Origin of the sequence: Bifidobacterium crudilactis (assembly GCF_000738005.1) — a bacterium.
In the GTDB taxonomy this organism is placed as follows: domain Bacteria; phylum Actinomycetota; class Actinomycetes; order Actinomycetales; family Bifidobacteriaceae; genus Bombiscardovia; species Bombiscardovia crudilactis.
Map to the genome: position 1 here is coordinate 365,528 of NZ_JHAL01000002.1, position 16,481 is coordinate 382,008.

At 58.9% G+C, this 16,481-nt stretch carries 12 protein-coding genes; 2 read left to right on the forward strand and 10 right to left on the reverse strand.

Translation table 11 applies throughout. From position 1 onward, the window contains the following. Window positions 1–22: 22 nt before the first annotated feature. The 8 genes from DB51_RS03800 to purT form a co-directional block, all read right to left on the reverse strand. Window positions 23–835, reverse strand: a complete 813-nt coding sequence (locus DB51_RS03800; RefSeq protein ID WP_051867248.1) for a TIGR03943 family putative permease subunit — start codon at window positions 833–835, stop codon at window positions 23–25. Continuing rightward, window positions 835–1,926 (reverse strand): permease, encoded by a 1,092-nt coding sequence (locus tag DB51_RS03805; protein ID WP_051867249.1) that lies wholly within the window; start codon window positions 1,924–1,926, stop codon window positions 835–837. The genes DB51_RS03800 and DB51_RS03805 overlap by 1 nt, the downstream gene beginning before the upstream one ends. A gap of 274 nt (window positions 1,927–2,200) precedes the next feature. After that, window positions 2,201–3,472 carry a phosphoribosylamine--glycine ligase gene (purD, locus tag DB51_RS03810; protein WP_034251932.1) on the reverse strand — a complete coding sequence of 424 codons (1,272 nt, stop codon included), beginning with the start codon at window positions 3,470–3,472 and terminating at the stop codon, window positions 2,201–2,203. Window positions 3,473–3,538: 66 nt separating this feature from the next. Further along, window positions 3,539–4,579: a phosphoribosylformylglycinamidine cyclo-ligase gene (purM, locus tag DB51_RS03815; protein WP_034251935.1), complete on the reverse strand. Its 1,041-nt coding sequence runs from the start codon at window positions 4,577–4,579 to the stop codon at window positions 3,539–3,541. 75 nt (window positions 4,580–4,654) lie between these two features. Then, a complete protein-coding gene (purF, locus tag DB51_RS03820; protein ID WP_034253655.1) occupies window positions 4,655–6,169 on the reverse strand; it encodes an amidophosphoribosyltransferase in 1,515 nt (504 codons plus the stop codon). A gap of 93 nt (window positions 6,170–6,262) precedes the next feature. After that, a complete protein-coding gene (locus DB51_RS03825) occupies window positions 6,263–9,994 on the reverse strand; it encodes a phosphoribosylformylglycinamidine synthase (RefSeq protein WP_034251938.1) in 3,732 nt (1,243 codons plus the stop codon). Between the two features lie 56 nt (window positions 9,995–10,050). After that, window positions 10,051–10,836 carry a phosphoribosylaminoimidazolesuccinocarboxamide synthase gene (gene purC, locus DB51_RS03830; protein ID WP_051867250.1) on the reverse strand — a complete coding sequence of 262 codons (786 nt, stop codon included), beginning with the start codon at window positions 10,834–10,836 and terminating at the stop codon, window positions 10,051–10,053. A gap of 98 nt (window positions 10,837–10,934) precedes the next feature. Next, window positions 10,935–12,269 carry a formate-dependent phosphoribosylglycinamide formyltransferase gene (gene purT / locus DB51_RS03835; protein ID WP_084674541.1) on the reverse strand — a complete coding sequence of 445 codons (1,335 nt, stop codon included), beginning with the start codon at window positions 12,267–12,269 and terminating at the stop codon, window positions 10,935–10,937. Between the two features lie 198 nt (window positions 12,270–12,467). Between purT and DB51_RS03840 the strand changes: the two genes are divergently transcribed. Further along, complete coding sequence (locus tag DB51_RS03840; protein ID WP_238548298.1) at window positions 12,468–13,655, forward strand: pyridoxal phosphate-dependent aminotransferase; 1,188 nt, start codon at window positions 12,468–12,470, stop codon at window positions 13,653–13,655. Between the two features lie 84 nt (window positions 13,656–13,739). Here DB51_RS03840 and DB51_RS03845 read toward each other — a convergent pair whose 3' ends face one another. Beyond that, on the reverse strand, window positions 13,740–14,765 hold the full coding sequence (locus tag DB51_RS03845; RefSeq protein ID WP_034251941.1) for a threonine aldolase family protein: 1,026 nt from the start codon (window positions 14,763–14,765) through the stop codon (window positions 13,740–13,742). Between DB51_RS03845 and DB51_RS03850 the strand changes: the two genes are divergently transcribed. Continuing rightward, the gene (locus DB51_RS03850; protein ID WP_156958214.1) at window positions 14,766–14,972 is read left to right on the forward strand and encodes a hypothetical protein; all 207 of its coding nucleotides are present in this window, start codon (window positions 14,766–14,768) and stop codon (window positions 14,970–14,972) included. It abuts the gene before it with no gap. Here the strand turns inward: DB51_RS03850 and DB51_RS03855 are convergent. Next, entirely contained in the window at window positions 14,952–16,334 is a 1,383-nt protein-coding gene (locus tag DB51_RS03855) for an alpha-amylase family protein (protein ID WP_084674542.1), read from the reverse strand. The two genes, DB51_RS03850 and DB51_RS03855, sit on opposite strands and share 21 nt — an antisense overlap. Window positions 16,335–16,481: the final 147 nt, after the last annotated feature.

Genomic DNA, 16,481 nt, shown 5'->3' on the forward strand with positions numbered 1-16,481 from the left:
ATGGCGCCGGTATGGAGGGCTTTCAGCCGTAGTAGAAATATCCGGTTGCGGAGTCTGCGGTGCTCATTGATGACGCGTTGAGGATAAGCCCTTCGTAGCCTTGTGCGGAACTGCCGATGCGGCCGCGTTCCAAGGTTCCGGTCACTTTGACCCAGCCGTCCGTCTGGGGCGCTGATTGGCCGGAGGATTGGACTGTGAAGCCGAAGGGCGTCATATCAAGCACACAGCAGGTCATCAGTGTTCGTCCCGCGATATACTGCCCTTTGCCCAGAGAAGGGTTCGTGCTGACCTGACCGGTCAGAGTGATGGTGTATCCGATATAGGCGTCGGCGTTCTTGTCGATGCGGTTGTACCAAAAGCCATAATCATCGTTGCTGATGGTGATGGCTTTCCGAGATTCGTCGAGCCCGGGGAGGTGTGTCGAGGAATCTGTGGTGCGAATCGCGATGGCGCGGCTTCCGGCGAAGGCGTTCAGGGATTGAGATGATGAAATCGGCAGCAGGAACAGCAGGGTAGGTATGACCAGCAAAGTGAAGCTGGTCCTCAGCGTGCGGGAGTCCGTGGTGAACAGCCCGCAGAACGCGCCGATGGACAGCGCCGCAATCACGATGATGGCGAAAATCATATACGGCAGGCTGCGCGGTGTGACGAAGGAACGATAACGCCCGGTAATGATGAGCAGGCCGATTGATGCAGCGAGCAGCATCAGGCAGAATCCTTCGATTCGGTTGAGGAGATTCGCTCCCTGCTTCCGAGCGATGCGGCTCTGAGCTCGGTCGCCCTGTGCAGTGCCGCCTGCAGTGCCACTGCCACCTGTCACGTCCGCCGCTGTCATCACAATACCTCCGTCACGAAGGCCACTGCCATCATCAAGACCAGGCAGGTCACAGCCATGGTAATACCAAGCCTCCACACAAAGCGGCGGGTGAACATGGAACGGAGCATCAGCACATTCTTCAAATCCATAATCGGGCCGAATACGAGGAATCCAAGAATCGCCGGAGTCGGGAACAGGGTGCTGATGCTGCGAGCGATGACCGCGTCGGATGAAGAGCACAATGAGCTGAGGAAGGCCAGTGCCATCATTGCCAGAATCGCCACCGGTGTTCCGTAGCCCTGCAGCCAGGAGGGGGCCGAAGAGCCCGTGAACGCTCTGACGCATGAGGCCACGAGTATGCCCATCAACATGTAGGGCATGATGGTATACAAATCGTCATGCACGTGCCGCAGATAGCGGGTGCATTGCTCTCTCCACCCGCCTTCTGCGACGGCACGATTCGCGGAGCTTCCGGCGCTGGCGTCGGCAACGGCTGCAATGGCGGCTGAAGTGTTCTCGTCGATGTGTTGCCTGTGCGATTCATGGGCGCAGGACCCCGCCTTGCTGCCCGCATCATCGCGCATCAGATGCCTGTCTGCAGGAACGAGCACGAAGGTGGCTCCGACGACCAGCGCGACGAGTATTCCCAGACCGACCCTGGCAACGGTCATCATCGGTCGTTCGGGGAAGGCGAACCAGGTCGACCACATCACAATCGGATTGATGACCGGCGCGGCACAGAGGAACACCACGGCGGCAGGGAGAGGCACGCCTTTGCCGTGCAGTCTGGAGAACACCGGGACGGTGGCGCAGTCGCACACCGGGATGCAGAAGCCGGCGAACAGCGCGACGATCATGCCGAAAAACGTGGATTTCGGAAAGTGCGCGTCGATGAAGGCCTTCGTCACGAAGCTCTCCACCGCAGCGGAGATGAGGATGCCGATCAGCAGAAAAGGGAGCGCCTGAAGCAGCAGGCCGACCACACCGGTAAGGATGATGGTCATGGGGAATCCGGAGGTGTCTATCAGCGGTGAAGCCACGATGATTCCGGCAGCCAGGACGCTCCCTATGAGGAAGGTCTGGAAGGTAAAGCTGAATCTGCTGCGCATCACATCGACATTGTATTACCTGAGGTCGGATTTAATCTGATATTTGCGCTGTGGGATGTCTGCAGACCGTGAGGCTTCGTCGGGTATTGAGATGATAACTGCACTAAAAGGAAAGCTATTCGTTCGATTTTTCGCCTAAAGCTGTCCTTTTAGTGCAGTTATCGTATTAGGTGGTCCCCATACAAGCCACAATGCGAAGAGCAATAATCCCTGGCAAACTCGCGGCGAAGCCAGTGAGACAGCATGGGCACAAGACCTCAGTGCCCTGGGGCGCCTACAGCGCTTTTGCTCCGATGTCGTGACGGTAGAACATGCCAGCCGTGTCCAATCCGTCGAGAATACCATAGACCTTGCGCTGTGCGTCTTCGATGGTGTCTCCGGAGGATTCGACCAGCAGGACGCGACCTGATGAGGCGAGCAGCTGATGCTCGCCATGCTCGGCGTTCGCGACACCCGCATAGTAGACATGGGAATCATCATCCACAGTGATATCCGGGATGGGGGCACCGGTTACGGTATCGACGGGATACCCTTCGGAGGCGAGGACCACGCCGAGGGTGGCACCCTCGGTATTCCAAGTGAACTCAGGCTGCTCACCGTTCAGCAATGCACTGATTCCCGCGCCGAAATCGGATTCCAGACGAGGCAGCACCACTTCCGTTTCGGGATCGCCGAAACGTGCGTTGTACTCGATGACCTTCGGACCGTCCGCAGTGGCGATAAGCCCTGCATACAGAATGCCCGTGAACGGCACTCCTTCGTCCACCATCGCCTGGGCAGTGGGTTTGACAATCGTTTCGATGGCTTCCCTGACGACATCCTGCCCTATCTGGGGGACCGGGCTGTAGGCTCCCATACCGCCGGTGTTGGGACCTTCGTCACCGTCGTATGCACGTTTGTGATCTTGGGAAATAGGCATCGTCCAGAATTCGGCGCCACGAACGAAACTCATCAGAGAGAACTCCTGGCCTTCGAGATAGTCCTCGATGACGACCTTCGCCCCCGCCAGGCCGAAACGGTGATCGACGAAAATCTCGTCCAACGCTTCCAATGCCTCGTCGACGCTCATCGCCACGGTAACGCCTTTGCCTGCCGCAAGTCCGTCGGCCTTCACCACGATGGGAGCGCCGTGATCGGTCACATACTGCTTGGCGCGGTCGAGATCGTCGAAGGTCTCATAGGCGGCGGTCGGAATATTATGGCGTTCCATCAGCCTTTTGGCGAAATCCTTGGACCCTTCGATCTGTGCTGCGGCCTTGTTGGGGCCGAAGGCCTTGATTCCTGCTTCGGCGAAACCGTCGACGATGCCTTCCATCAGCGGAACTTCGGGTCCCACGAAGACCCAGTCGATGCCGTTTTCACGCACGAAGTCAATGAGAGCCGCGTGATTGGTCTGCGCGAGTTGGCTGGTGCGAATGCCGTCGCGTTCCATTCCGGGATTGCCGGGGGAGCAGTACACCGCTTCGACGCTATCGCCTTTCAACAGGGTGTGCGCAACCGCATGCTCGCGGGCGCCTGAACCGATGACCAATACCTTCTGTCCCATGTGCTCTTTCCTCTCCTAAGCCTTCAGCGCCCCAGCGACTTTCGCAAGCCCAAGACACCGCGTGAATCAGATGCCGTGCCGCAGTTCCACGCGTGCCCCGTTGTCTTTGACGATCCTGCCGACCACATAGTGCGGTTCATTCGCTTCATCGAGAATCCTGCCGACTTCAGCGGCCTTGGCGGGGCTGACCATAAGCACCATGCCGATGCCCATATTGAAAATGTTATACATCTCCAGGGCGTCGACATGACCATATTCCTGCAAAACACGGAAAATAGGAGGAACGTCCCAGCTGTCGATGTCGAAAGCCGCGGCGAGGCCGTCAGGAATGATTCTCGGCACCTTCTCCACGAAGCTGCCTCCGGTGATATGCGCAACGCCGTTCAACACGTCGGCCGCAAACAGCGGTTTGAGGGCTTTGGCATAGATTCTGGTGGGTTTGAGCAGCTCATCGGCAAGAGTCAGACCTTCAAGCTCCGGAAGTTTGCTGTCCACGGTGAAATCAGAGTCCTTGAACAGGGCCTTGCGCACCAAGGAGAAGCCGTTGGAATGCACGCCGGACGAGGGAAGTCCGATAAGCACGTCGCCCTCGCGTATCGCACTGCCGTCGATGATTTTGCTTTTTTCGACCACGCCGACCGTGAAACCGGCCAGGTCGTACTCGTCCGCGTCATACATGTCGGGCATTTCGGCGGTCTCACCGCCGACCAGTGCGGCACCGGCCTCCACACATCCATCCGTCACGCCTTTCACCACCTGTTCGAGCAGCTCGGGGTCGTTCTTGCCACAGGCGATGTAGTCCAGGAAGAACAGCGGTTCTGCGCCTTGCGCCAGAATGTCGTTGACGCACATGGCCACACAATCCTGACCGATGGTGTCATGACGGCCGGCAGCCTTCGCCACCAGCAGTTTGGTTCCTACGCCGTCCGTTCCGGAGACGAGCACCGGTTCCCGATAATCCAGCGAGGACAGGTCGAACAGCCCGCCGAAACCGCCGATGCCACCGGCCCCCTTGCGGGCGGTGCGCGCCACATGACGCTGGATTCGGTTGACGACCTCATAGCCAGCTTCGACGCTCACACCGGCGTTCTCATAGGCTGTTGGCATGGATGACCTTCCTTAGAAATGACGTGGATTCTGGGGGCTTTGGCTTGTGTGCGCTCTGGGATGCATGGCGCGGGATTAGACGTTCATCGCAGCCGGGGGATTGATGAACTCATTGTCCTTGTATCTGCTGGTGTCTTCGGCGAAGCGGGTGACCCGCACGCGGTCCTCGGGGGTCAAGGCAGCCAGGAAATCCTCTTCGTAATCATCGAGTCGAGTGGGATAGTCGCCGTTGAAGTAGGCGACGCACAATCCGCCGTAAGGTGCGTTGGCGTTCAGACCGATGGATTCGACCATGCCGTCCACGGTGAGGAAAGCCAAAGAATCGGCGCCGATGTATTCGCGAATCTCATCCACCGACTTTTTGGCGGCGATGAGTTCCGAGCTCTTCTGGATGTCGATGCCGTAATAGCAGGGGTATTTCAGCGGCGGCGAGGCGATGCGCATATGCACCTCGGTCGCGCCAGCCTCGCGTAGCAGACGGACGATGCGCTTGGATGTGGTGCCGCGGACGATGGAATCGTCGATGACGATGACGCGTTTTCCTGATACCACGCCCCTGACGGCGGCGAGTTTCATGCGGACGCCCTGCTCGCGAAGTTCCTGGGTGGGTTGGATGAAGGTTCGGGCCACATACTGGTTCTTAATCAGACCCATTTCATTGGGGAGCCCTGAAGCTTCGGCATAACCGGAGGCGGCCGACAGGGAGGAGTTCGGCACCCCGATGACCATATCCGCGTCCACGGGGCATTCCTTGGCCAGTCTCGCCCCCATGCGCTTTCGGGCGGAATGCACATTGACGCCGTAGATGTTGGAATCGGGACGAGCGAAGTAGACGAATTCCATCGAGCAAATCGCCAGCTGCGTGTCGTCGGTGTACTGTTCGATGCGATATCCGGAGTCGTCGATGATGACGATTTCGCCAGGACGGATATTGCGGACGAGTTGAGCGCCGACGATGTCGAGGGCGCAGGTCTCAGAAGCGAGAATGTACGCGCCGTTGGTCATGCGACCGAGGGACAGTGGCCTGAAACCGTTGGGGTCCAAGGCTCCGATAATCTCATGCTCGGTCATCAGCAGGTATGCGAATCCGCCGTGAACCTGATTCAGCGCGTGCTTCAGCTGCTCGATGAAGGTGTCGCCGGGGGCGCGGCGAATGAGATGCATCAGCACTTCGGTGTCGGAATTGGAATGGAATATCGCGCCCTGCTCTTCGAGTTCGCGTTTGAGCGACTCGCAGTTCGTCAGATTGCCGTTGTGGCAGAGCGCCACGTCCCCGTCGTGAAAGCGGAAGATGAAGGGTTGAATGTTGTCGATAGAGCCCGAACCGGATGTGGCGTATCGCACATGGCCGATGGTGGTGTTTCCCTTGAGCCGGGTGATGTTGGCTTCCTCGGAAAATACCTGGGTGAGTAATCCGAGACCTCGGTGCCCAATGAGATGGCCATCGTTGTTGGAAACGATGCCCGCACCTTCCTGGCCGCGATGTTGCAGGGCGTGTAAGCCAAAGTATGTCAGACGGGCGGCATCGGGATGACCCCAGACGCCGAAGACGCCACATTCCTCGTGCAGGCCTTCTAGCTCAGCAGGCATGCTGGCGGCTCCTTCCATAGATTTTTGATGATGTAGGGAACTCCGCGTTTCTCTACACACGTTATCAAATGTGTACTACATCTGACGGCTCGGTTAACGGGTGAAGTACTCGACACCGCCCTCGATGATAGGTTGGAATGCCTGCGCATCGGGAACGTTACGGTACAGTCCGGGGCCACGGCGTTCGCTATGCCCCATCTTGCCGAGCACTCGGCCATCGGGGCTGGTGATGGCTTCGATGGCGAATACGGACCCGTTGGGATTCACCTCAAGGTCCATCGAGGGCACGCCGTTCTCGTCAACGTACTGGGTGGCGATCTGCCCGCCTTCGACGAGACTGCGTACGGTCTCATCATCGGCTACGAAGCGACCCTCGCCGTGGCTGATGGCGATGGTATGAACATCCCCGACCGAGGTCCGGCTCATCCAGGGGGAGAGATTGGACGAGACCCGGGTGCGCACCAGGCGGCTCTGGTGACGCCCGATGGTGTTGAAGGTCAGGGTGGGGTAGTTGTCCGCCATGGGAACGATATGGCCGAACGGTACCAAGCCGAGCTTTATGAGGGCCTGGAAGCCGTTGCAGATGCCAAGCATCAGGCCATCACGGTTGTTGAGCAGGTCGCCCACCGCATCGCCGACCTCGGGTGAGCGGAAGAAGGCCGTGATGAATTTGGCCGAACCGTCAGGCTCGTCGCCTCCGGAGAATCCACCGGGGAGCATGACTATCTGGCTGCCTCGAATGGCCTGCGCCAATTCGCCGGTGCTTCGGGAAACCGCTTCGGGAGTGAGATTGTTGATGACCACCGTTTGCACTTCTGCGCCCGCACGTCGGAAGGCGCGCGCCGAGTCGTACTCGCAGTTGGTGCCGGGGAAGACGGGAATCACCACGTGCGGTCTGGCCAGTCGCTTCGGGTGATGTTCGAAGGGTGTGACCTGAGAACTAATCGTCTCGACCTGTTCTCCTGCGGCACGGTAGGGGAACACCTCCTCCATGCCGGATTCCCACGCCTCCTGCAGAGCTGCCAGGTCCAGGGTCTCCACGGCGGTGTGCAAGGTGTAGTCGGCGTCGGTGTCACCGATATGGCGAATGGTCGCTGCCGTGGCCGAGTCGGCGACAGCCTGGATATCGGCGTTCTGGGCAAGCTCCACGACGAAACTGCCGTATCTTGGCTCGAACAGCGTGTTCGTATCCACGTCGTCATCCAGCCTCAGACCGATGCGGTTGCCCAAGGTCATCGTGAACACCGACTCCGCGAGGCATCCGTAGCCCGGCGTCGAGACGGAGAGCGCACTACCGTCGGCCACCAGGGATTCGACGGTGGAAATCGCCGAAATGAGGCTGTCCTTCACAGGGGTCAGACCATCGGCCCGATATTGCGGTTCAATCAGGATAACCGGGTTCCCGGCAGCCTTGAATTCGGGTGAGGTGGCCCTGTTCATCGGTCCGACCGCAACCGCGAAGCTGATAAGAGTGGGAGGCACGTCCAGATTCTCGAAGCTGCCGCTCATGGAATCCTTGCCGCCGATGGCGCCGACTTCCAGATCGAGCTGTGCCATCAACGCACCCAGCACGGCCCCTACCGGCTTGCCCCAGCGAGCAGGGTCTTCGCCCAGCTTCTCGAAGTATTCCTGCAAGGACAGGTAGGCATCTTCGCGTCGGAAACCGGCCGCGACGAGTTTGCTCACGCTCTCGACCACTGCCAGATATGCGCCGGTGAACTGATTGCGTTCGGTGATGTATGGATTGAAGCCCCAAGCCATAGCGCTCGCCGTGGTGGTTTCGCCGTCCACGGGGAACTTCGCGACCATCGCCATACTCGGCGTCAACTGGCGATTGCCGCCGAAGGGCATCAGCACGGTTGCGGCGCCGATGGTGCTGTCGAAGCGTTCGGACAGTCCCTTGTTCGAGCAGATGTTCTGGTCGCTGACCAGCGAACGCATACGCTCTGCGAAAGTGTCGCCCGCCCAGCTGCGGCTGTAGTTCCCGGCCGCCTGCACATGGACGTCGATATGTTTGGGAGCGCCGTTTGACGCGAGGAAGGCACGGCTGACATCGACGATTGAGTCGCCCTTCCATGTCATGCGCAGACGTTTCTCGGCGGTGACGACCGCTACGACCGATGCTTCGAGATTCTCCTGCCGGGCATACTCCATGAATTCTTCGACATCCTCGGATGCCAAGGCGACGGCCATGCGTTCCTGGCTTTCGGAGATGGCGAGTTCCGTGCCGTCCAGACCCTCATACTTTCTGGGAACCTTGTCCAGATTGATGTTGAGGCCGTCCGCGAGCTCGCCGGTGGCGACGGAGACGCCGCCAGCTCCGAAATCGTTGCAACGTTTGATAAGACGGCAGGCATCGCCGCGACGGAACAGCCGTTGAAGTTTGCGCTCGACCGGAGCGTTGCCCTTCTGCACCTCCGCGCCGCAATCCTCAAGACTTTCGGCGTTCTGTGATTTCGATGCTCCGGTGGCGCCTCCGATGCCGTCACGTCCGGTGCGTCCTCCGAGCAGAATAATGCTGTCACCCGGGGCGGGTTCCTCGCGTCGAACATGATTCGCGGGCGTTGCGCCGACGACCGCGCCGACCTCCATGCGCTTGGCGACGTAGCCCGGGTGATAGATTTCGTGGACCTGGCCCGTTGCCAATCCGATCTGGTTGCCGTAGGACGAGTATCCGGCGGCTGCTGTGGTGACTATCTTGCGCTGGGGGAGTTTGCCGGGAAGGGTCTGGTCCAGTGGGGTCGTGGGATCGGCGGCGCCTGTGACGCGCATCGCCTGATAGACGTAACTGCGGCCCGAGAGAGGATCGCGGATGGCACCGCCGATGCAGGTCGCCGCGCCGCCGAAGGGTTCGATCTCGGTGGGATGATTGTGCGTCTCGTTCTTGAAGAGGAAGAGCCACTCCTGGTCCTCGCCGTCGACATCGACGGTGGTCCTGACCGTGCAGGCGTTGATCTCCTCCGATTCGTCGAGATTGCACAGAACGCCTGTGGACTTCAGATATTTGGCACCGATGGTGGCCATATCCATCATGCACAGCGGTTTCTCGTCGCGTCCGAGTTCATGACGAAGCGAGAGATAGCGCTCGAATGCTTCTTGCACCACGGAGTCGTCAATCCGCACATCGTCGAGTTGCGTGCCGAAGGTGGTGTGACGGCAATGATCGGACCAGTAAGTGTCGATGACCTTGATTTCGGTGATGGTCGGGTCACGTCGTTCCTGCTGAAAATACTGCTGACAGAAGACGATGTCCGCAAGGTCCATGGCCAGGCCCCGCTCGTCGATGAAGGCTTGAAGACCCTGCTCGTCGAGCTCATTGAAACCGTCGATGACCTCTACCGCGGATGGCGTGGCCATCTCCATGACAAGAGTGTCCTTGTCCGCCAAGGATGCTTCCCGCGCCTCGACCGGATTGATGACGTAATGCTTGATGGCATCGATATCCTGCGCGGACAGTTCGCCTTCGACCATGTATACGGTGGCCGTGCGCACCGTGGGGCGCTCGCCCTGGCTCATGAGCTGAATGCACTCGCTGGCCGACTCGGCGCGTTGGTCGAACTGGCCTGGCAGATATTCCACCGCGAAGGTCAGGGCATTGCCGGCATCCGGCAGCTCGGTGCTGACTGTGTCGCTCTGCGGCTCACTGAATACCGTGGGGATGCTCTGCTCGAACAGTGCGGAAGCGATACCCTCCACGTCGTAGCGATTAATGAGCCGCAGTGACGTCAGCCCCGTGAGGCCAAGCACCGTGCGCAGCTCATGGTTCAGCTGCTGCGCCTGAACATCGAATCCTGATTGCTTCTCAACGTAGACGCGAAATACCACAGTGCGTGTCCTCTCTGTAGGGGCATTGTTATCGTGGGCTGGTGATTATCGAATGCCTAATGCTTGCAGTGGCAGTTGCCGTTTCCTTTGCCTCCGCAGCAGGAGTCGCCCTCCAAGGTGCGCAGACGGGTTAGGATCTCCTCATAGGCGGGGATGATGCTGCCCAGGTCGCGACGGAAGAGGTCCTTGTCGAGATGCTCGATGGCGGAGGAGTTCTCGGACTGACCCTGCTCGTCCCATAGACGGCAGGTGTCGGGGGTGATCTCGTCGGCAAGGCGAATCATGCCATCGGAGGTGGTGCCCATCTCGATTTTGAAATCAACGAGCTTCACGTCGATGGAGGAGAAGATGGCAAGCAGGGCCTGGTTGATTTCGCGGGCCTTCGCGGAAATGTTTTCGAGTTCCTCCCGGGTGGCAAGATTCAGCGCCAGGATGTCGTCATCGTTGATGAAGGGGTCGTTCAGAGGGTCGCTTTTATAGAAGAACTCCAGCACGGGCTGGCTCAGCACCGTGCCTTCCACGATGCCGTAACGCTTTGCGAAGGAGCCTGCGGCGACGTTGCGCATCACGATTTCCAAGGGGAACATCGTCATCTTGCGTACCAGCTGCTCGGTTTCGGAAAGCTGCTTGACGAAATGGCTGGAAATACCGCGTTTCGCCAGCAGGCGGAACATCAGGGAAGTGATCTCGTTGTTGAGATGCCCCTTGCCTTCAATCTGCTCTTTCTTGGCGCCGTTACCGGCCGTAGCCTGGTTCATGTATTCGACCCAGAGAATATCGGGGTCTTCGGTCGCGTAGAGTTTTTTTGCCTTGCCTTGGTAGAGCAGATCCAACTTCTCCATGGCTCGCCTTTCTTGTGCAGCGTATGCGCAAAGGGGGATGTATCGTCAACGGACAGTGAAAAGAGTACCAAGCGGATGATACAAGCAAGGAAACGTCATCACCGTGCGTCCGAGGCGCTTTCTCCTGTCGTGCTGATGCTCAGAGCTTCGAGCATTCGGGCGCTTTTCGCCCTGGCTTCCGACTCGTCCTTGCCGATGGTGAGCGCAACCGCCATGCGGCGATGGCCGTGAACTTCAGGTTTGTTGAAAATACGCAGGTCGCTGCCCTCGATGCTCAGAGCGTCAGGAAGATTCGAGAACACCGCCTGACCCTGGCCTGTGACCACAATGGCCCTGCTGGCTGCCGTGCAGCCCTCGGGTAGGTTCACCCGCACATCCGTCTCGGAGATGGGAATGCCCAGAATCGCTCTGGCGTGCAGGGCGAATTCGCTCAGTCTCTGCGATATCAGCGTGACCATACCCGTGTCATGGGGGCGTGGCGACACCTCATTGAACAGCAGCGTGCCGTCCGTGAGGACGAAGAGTTCAACGCCGAACACGCCCCAACCCGTCTCACCCTTGCTGCGGGCTTCATCGACCAGACCCTGAACGGCCTGTTTGGCGAGAGTGCCGGCATCATGCAGGATTCCATCAGGCATCGCCGCCGGTTGCCACGATTCGCGGTAATCTCCGCTCTCCTGACGCTGTCCGATGGGTGAGCAGGTAACGATGCCGGAGCTTGAACTGACGGTCAGCACGGTGAGCTCATAGTCCAGGGGAACCAAGGCTTCCACGATGACCCGAGAGATAGCTCCGTCGCCGGCTGCCCGGCGGCCCGTCTGCGCTTCGACCCAGGCGTCCGCAATATCTTTCGCGTCTCGGACCACCGACTGCCCGTGCCCGGACGAACTCATCACCGGTTTGACCACACAGGGATAACCGACCTGCCGTGCACCCGCACGCAACTCATCCAAGGAATCGGCAAAGCGATACGGGGTTGTCGGCAGTCCCAGAGTCTCGTGCGCCAGCACTCGCAGACGTTCACGGTCCATGCAGATGGCCGCGATATCCGAACTCGGAGTGACCTGTATGCCGGACTGAGCCGCAGTGGACAGCTCGGCAGTGGCGATTGCCTCGACTTCCGGAATAATGATGTCGGGCTTGACCTCAGCGATCAACGCTCGGAGAGCCGAAGGGTCGGCCATATCGAGCACTCTGCTCTCATGGGCGAACTGGGAGGCCGGAGCTCCGGCATAGCTGTCCGCCGCGCATACCCATACACCAAGTCGCATGAGTTCAAGGGCGACTTCACGGCCCAACTCGCCTGAACCGAGCAGCAGGGCACGGGTGTTTTCGCGTGTAAGGGGATTGCCGTATAGACGGTTCTTGAGGCGGTTCTTGAAAAGGTTCTTGGAAGTGGGGGAATCTGCCTGATGTGAGATTGCATCGCTCATAGACACATTGTGCCACCGGGGTATGGATAAGGCTTCGCCTGCAGCGCTGGACGACACAGCTGCAACAGACACAGTTGTGGATGACGCGGCTGTGGATGACGCGGCTGTAGACGACACAGCTGTAGGCGACACAGTGCGATTGTAGGATGAGGGTGAATCGGAATATATGTCGTTCAGGGGATGATGATGGTGCAACCAGTGAAAGAAGCAGTAATGGATATGACGCGTATGCTCGCGGACCGCGCAACCTCGATTCCCGATAATCCCTTCGCATCAGCCGACAGTCGGGTGGCACAGGCGATGGCGCAAGGTGCCGACGTGATTGACCTGAGCAAAGGGAATCCTGATGGCGAGCCGCCGGAATTCATGATAGAGGCCGCAGTCGCCGCATCGCACGATCCCACGGATTTCCGATATGCGCCTTTCGACGGCAAGTCCGCCTATCTTCAGGCCGCCGCACATTGGTATTTGCAGGAGCATGACGTTTCCCTCGACCCGGTCACACAGCTTTTGGCGGTCAGCGGCGCTTCGGTCGGCATTGGTCTGACCATCCAGACACTCGTGAATCCGGGGGATTTGGTCGTGGTTCCGGGGCCGTATTACCCGCAATACGAAGGTTCCACGGCTGTCGCTCAAGGACGGCTGCACGCGTTGCCCACCGACGAGGAACATGGTTTTCTGCCGGACCTGTCGGCTGTGCCCGAATCCGTGTGGCGCGAGGCGAAACTGTTGATTCTCAACTATCCGAACAATCCCACCGGTGCCGCGGCGACGCCGGAGTTCTTCGCTCAGGCGGTGGCGCTCGCGAAACGGTACCAGTTCGTAATTATGCATGATTTCGCATACGCGGGCATAGGGTTCGATGAACATCCGCCAATCAGCCTGCTCAGTACACCCGGTGCCGTGGATGTAGCGGTCGAGTTGTGTTCACTGTCGAAGATGTACATGATTGCCGGTTGGAGGGGCGGATTCGTCTCGGGCAATCCCGAACTGATGCACGCCTTGAAGATGGTGCATCGTCAGACCAGTCTGCTGATGGGCACCACGGTTCAGGATGCAGGCGCCGCAGGGCTCAACAGCGACCAGGCCACGGTGCGTGTGCTGGCCGAGCGGTACAAGAAGCGCTTCCGGACCTTGCAGCAGGGGCTTGCCCAGGCGGGGCTGAAGGTCTGCGATTCCCACGGCGGTCTCTTCGCATGGATGAAGGTACCTGATGGTGTCTCGGATGCAGAGTTCTCCAAGTGGATGCTTGCGGAAGCCGGTGTCGCCGTCATCGCAGGCTCGGATTTCGGTCCGACCGGCGCAGGATATGTCCGTTTGAGCTTGCTGAAGCCTGAATCCGACCTTGCCGAGGCCGCGAAACGCATCGCTGACGCCCGGAAATGAAGAGAATCGAGATAACTGCACTAAAAGGACAGCAATATGGTAGAAATATCTCCGAAAAGCTGTCCTTTTAGTGCAGTTATCTTGTTAGAGCAGCCTGATGAGTGATTCGACGTCCGATTTTTTGGTCGCCCAGCTCGTGGCGAGGCGGATGACGGTGTGTGTGGCGTCGAAACGCTCCCAGACACTGAATATGACCTTCTGCGACAGCTCGGCAAGCTTCGTATCGTCGAGAATCACGAAAATCTGGTTGCTTGGAGACTCGATGAAGAAGCGATAGCCGCGTTCTTGAAGGGCGCCGCGCAATACGGCGGCTGTGTCGATGGCATTCCTGCTGATACGCAGATACAGGTCATCGGTAAACAGGGCATCGAATTGCGCGCCCAACACCCTGCCTTTGGCGAGCAGGGCACCGCGCTGCTTTATCATCGTCAGCATATGCATGGGCGCATCGCCCTTGGGGAATACGACCGCCTCTCCGCACAGTGCGCCGATTTTGGTTCCGCCGATATAGAACACATCGGCGTAGGTGGCGATGTCATGCAGCGTCACGTCGTTATCAGGGCAGGCGAGACCATAGCCCAGACGGGCGCCGTCTATGAACAGCGGGATACCGTGCCGTCTGCAGATTGAGGAGATGGCGGAGAGCTCATCCTTCGTGTACAGCGTGCCGTATTCGGTGGGGAAGGAGATGTAGACCATTCCCGGGAACACCATATGCTCATGGTTGGGGTCCTCGAAGAAGGCGTCAAGATAGTGCTCAAGGGTGGATGCTTCCATCTTGCCGCTGTTGCCGGGTATCGCCAGCACCTTATGTCCGGAGGCTTCGATGGCACCGGCTTCGTGCATGCTGATGTGCCCTGTGTCGGCCGCCACAACGCCTTCGACTTGCTTGAGCATGGAAGCGATGACGACCATATTCGTCTGGGTGCCACCTACAAGCAGATAGACATCGGCATCCGGTGTTCCGCACGCCTGCGCTATACGGTTCTTGGCCTGCTCGGTGATGCTGTCACTGCCATAGCCGGGGAGCTGAAGGTCATTGGTATCGATAAGGCGTTGGAGGACCTGGGGATGCGCTCCCTCGGAATAGTCGTTTTCAAAATGCAGCATGTGCTTCCCTCATTGGTGATGGTGATGGTGATGGTGATGGTGATGGTGATGGTGATGGTGATGGTGATGGTGATGACGTCGGAAAGGGTATCGGTGCAGTGCTCGCCAAGCCGAGAGACAGGGTCAAGAGACAGGAATGTATCGCTGCCTCAACGTTCAGCTTCGACTATGGCCTGCAGGCTGCCGTTACGCGGCTCCCTGTCGTGAATCGTACAACTGCGTGCCGAATGCATCGTGAATGGTCACGTATGGGCTGGGGTCGAGATTGAGTTGCGTCACAATCCATGCATGTCCATCGCAGCTCGTCGAACGGTATGTATAGCTACGGTTTTCCAGATGCTTGCTCTCGGTTCGTGCCTGTTGAAGCCAGGGGAATCGGTGCCGCAGAGCGATCAGGGCGCGATGGGCGTCGAAGGCTGCCAGTTTTTCAGCATGTTCGTTGATATGCAAGGCGCCGGGCTGGTCGGGGAAGGACGGGCGGATGGCGTCGTCGCCGCCGAGACGTTCCTCCTTGATGCCGGTCATGCCGATTTCATCGCCGTAATACACGCTTGGTGTGCCTCCTACCGTCATCAGCACGGCAAGTGCCAGAATTGCACCTTGTGCGCCTACACGACTGGCGATGCGTGTCACGTCGTGATTACTGATGAAGGTCTGAGGTATGAAGCTGTCGAGGAAAGTGTTGTGCCGTTGCAGGTTCCAGTCGAGTTCGAAGAAATTGCCTTCTAGAATGCTCGACCATATGGATTTCCACAGTTCGTATTGGGTCACCGAATCGGCGGTGGAATCTCGGACGAAAGCAGGATAGTCTCCGTGGATTACCTCGCCGAATATCCAGGTGTCCGGATGTGTTTCTCGGACCAGAGGCAAAGTGCGAGCCCAGAATTCCGGGTCGACGGCGTACGCGGCATCCAATCGCCACCCGGCCGCGCCCCGCTCAAGCCAAAGATTCATCACTTCGGCAACGTACTCCACGGTTTTGGGGGAGTCATGGTTGAGTTCGACAAGGCTGTCATGCCCCTCGAAGAGGGGGAGTCTGAATTCCGGCGATTGTAGGCCTGCTTGGGAAGCGTCCTCATCGGCAGCTTTCAATGCGACAATGTTCTTCCAAGGAGAGGCGGAATCCTCTGCTAGAGCTGCCTTGACTGCCGGGTGATTTCTGCCGACATGGTTGAACACGCCATCGAGAATCAGCCGTAGTCCTTTGTGTGAGCAGGCTTCGGCCAGACGGTCGAAAGCGGCATCCCCGCCAAGACGGTCGTCTATATGGGTGAAGTCAAGGGTGTCGTAGCCGTGGGTTTCCGATTGGAAGATAGGGCCGAGAAGCAGACCTGTGCAGCCAAGTTCCTCGGCGTAATCCAGCCAGGGGATGAGTGCGTCGAGTCCTCTGACGCAGCGCCGATCGGCAGGAGAATCAGGACGTATCGTTGCCCCGACGAATCCGAGGGGATACACGTGCCACCATACCGAGTCGGCGACCGAAGGTGCAGTGGGGTGCGAAGCGTGGTGTGAATGGGCTGCCGGTGGAATCTCGGCATTACGCCCATCCGCCTGGTGTCGTACTGTCATGGATATCCCCCTATCGCCGTCCTGACGTCCATATCACTCTATCGCTGAGATCGGGTGGCTATGCCAATACCGGAAGCAGATTCGGCGGGCAATGCATCGTGTATCGGCCAACTTTCGTCAATCGGCGTGGCAATCGAATCAGTCGTG

Coding starts and splice junctions, on each gene's coding strand:
- purM (WP_034251935.1), bottom strand. CDS start 4,579: ATGCCAACAGCCTATGAGAACGCCGGTGTGAGCGTCGAAGCTGGCTAT.
- purC (WP_051867250.1), bottom strand. CDS start 10,836: ATGGAGAAGTTGGATCTGCTCTACCAAGGCAAGGCAAAAAAACTCTAC.
- purT (WP_084674541.1), bottom strand. CDS start 12,269: ATGAGCGATGCAATCTCACATCAGGCAGATTCCCCCACTTCCAAGAAC.
- DB51_RS03855 (WP_084674542.1), bottom strand. CDS start 16,334: ATGACAGTACGACACCAGGCGGATGGGCGTAATGCCGAGATTCCACCG.
- DB51_RS03800 (WP_051867248.1), bottom strand. CDS start 835: ATGACAGCGGCGGACGTGACAGGTGGCAGTGGCACTGCAGGCGGCACT.
- purF (WP_034253655.1), bottom strand. CDS start 6,169: ATGCCTGCTGAGCTAGAAGGCCTGCACGAGGAATGTGGCGTCTTCGGC.
- DB51_RS03805 (WP_051867249.1), bottom strand. CDS start 1,926: ATGCGCAGCAGATTCAGCTTTACCTTCCAGACCTTCCTCATAGGGAGC.
- DB51_RS03845 (WP_034251941.1), bottom strand. CDS start 14,765: ATGCTGCATTTTGAAAACGACTATTCCGAGGGAGCGCATCCCCAGGTC.
- purD (WP_034251932.1), bottom strand. CDS start 3,472: ATGGGACAGAAGGTATTGGTCATCGGTTCAGGCGCCCGCGAGCATGCG.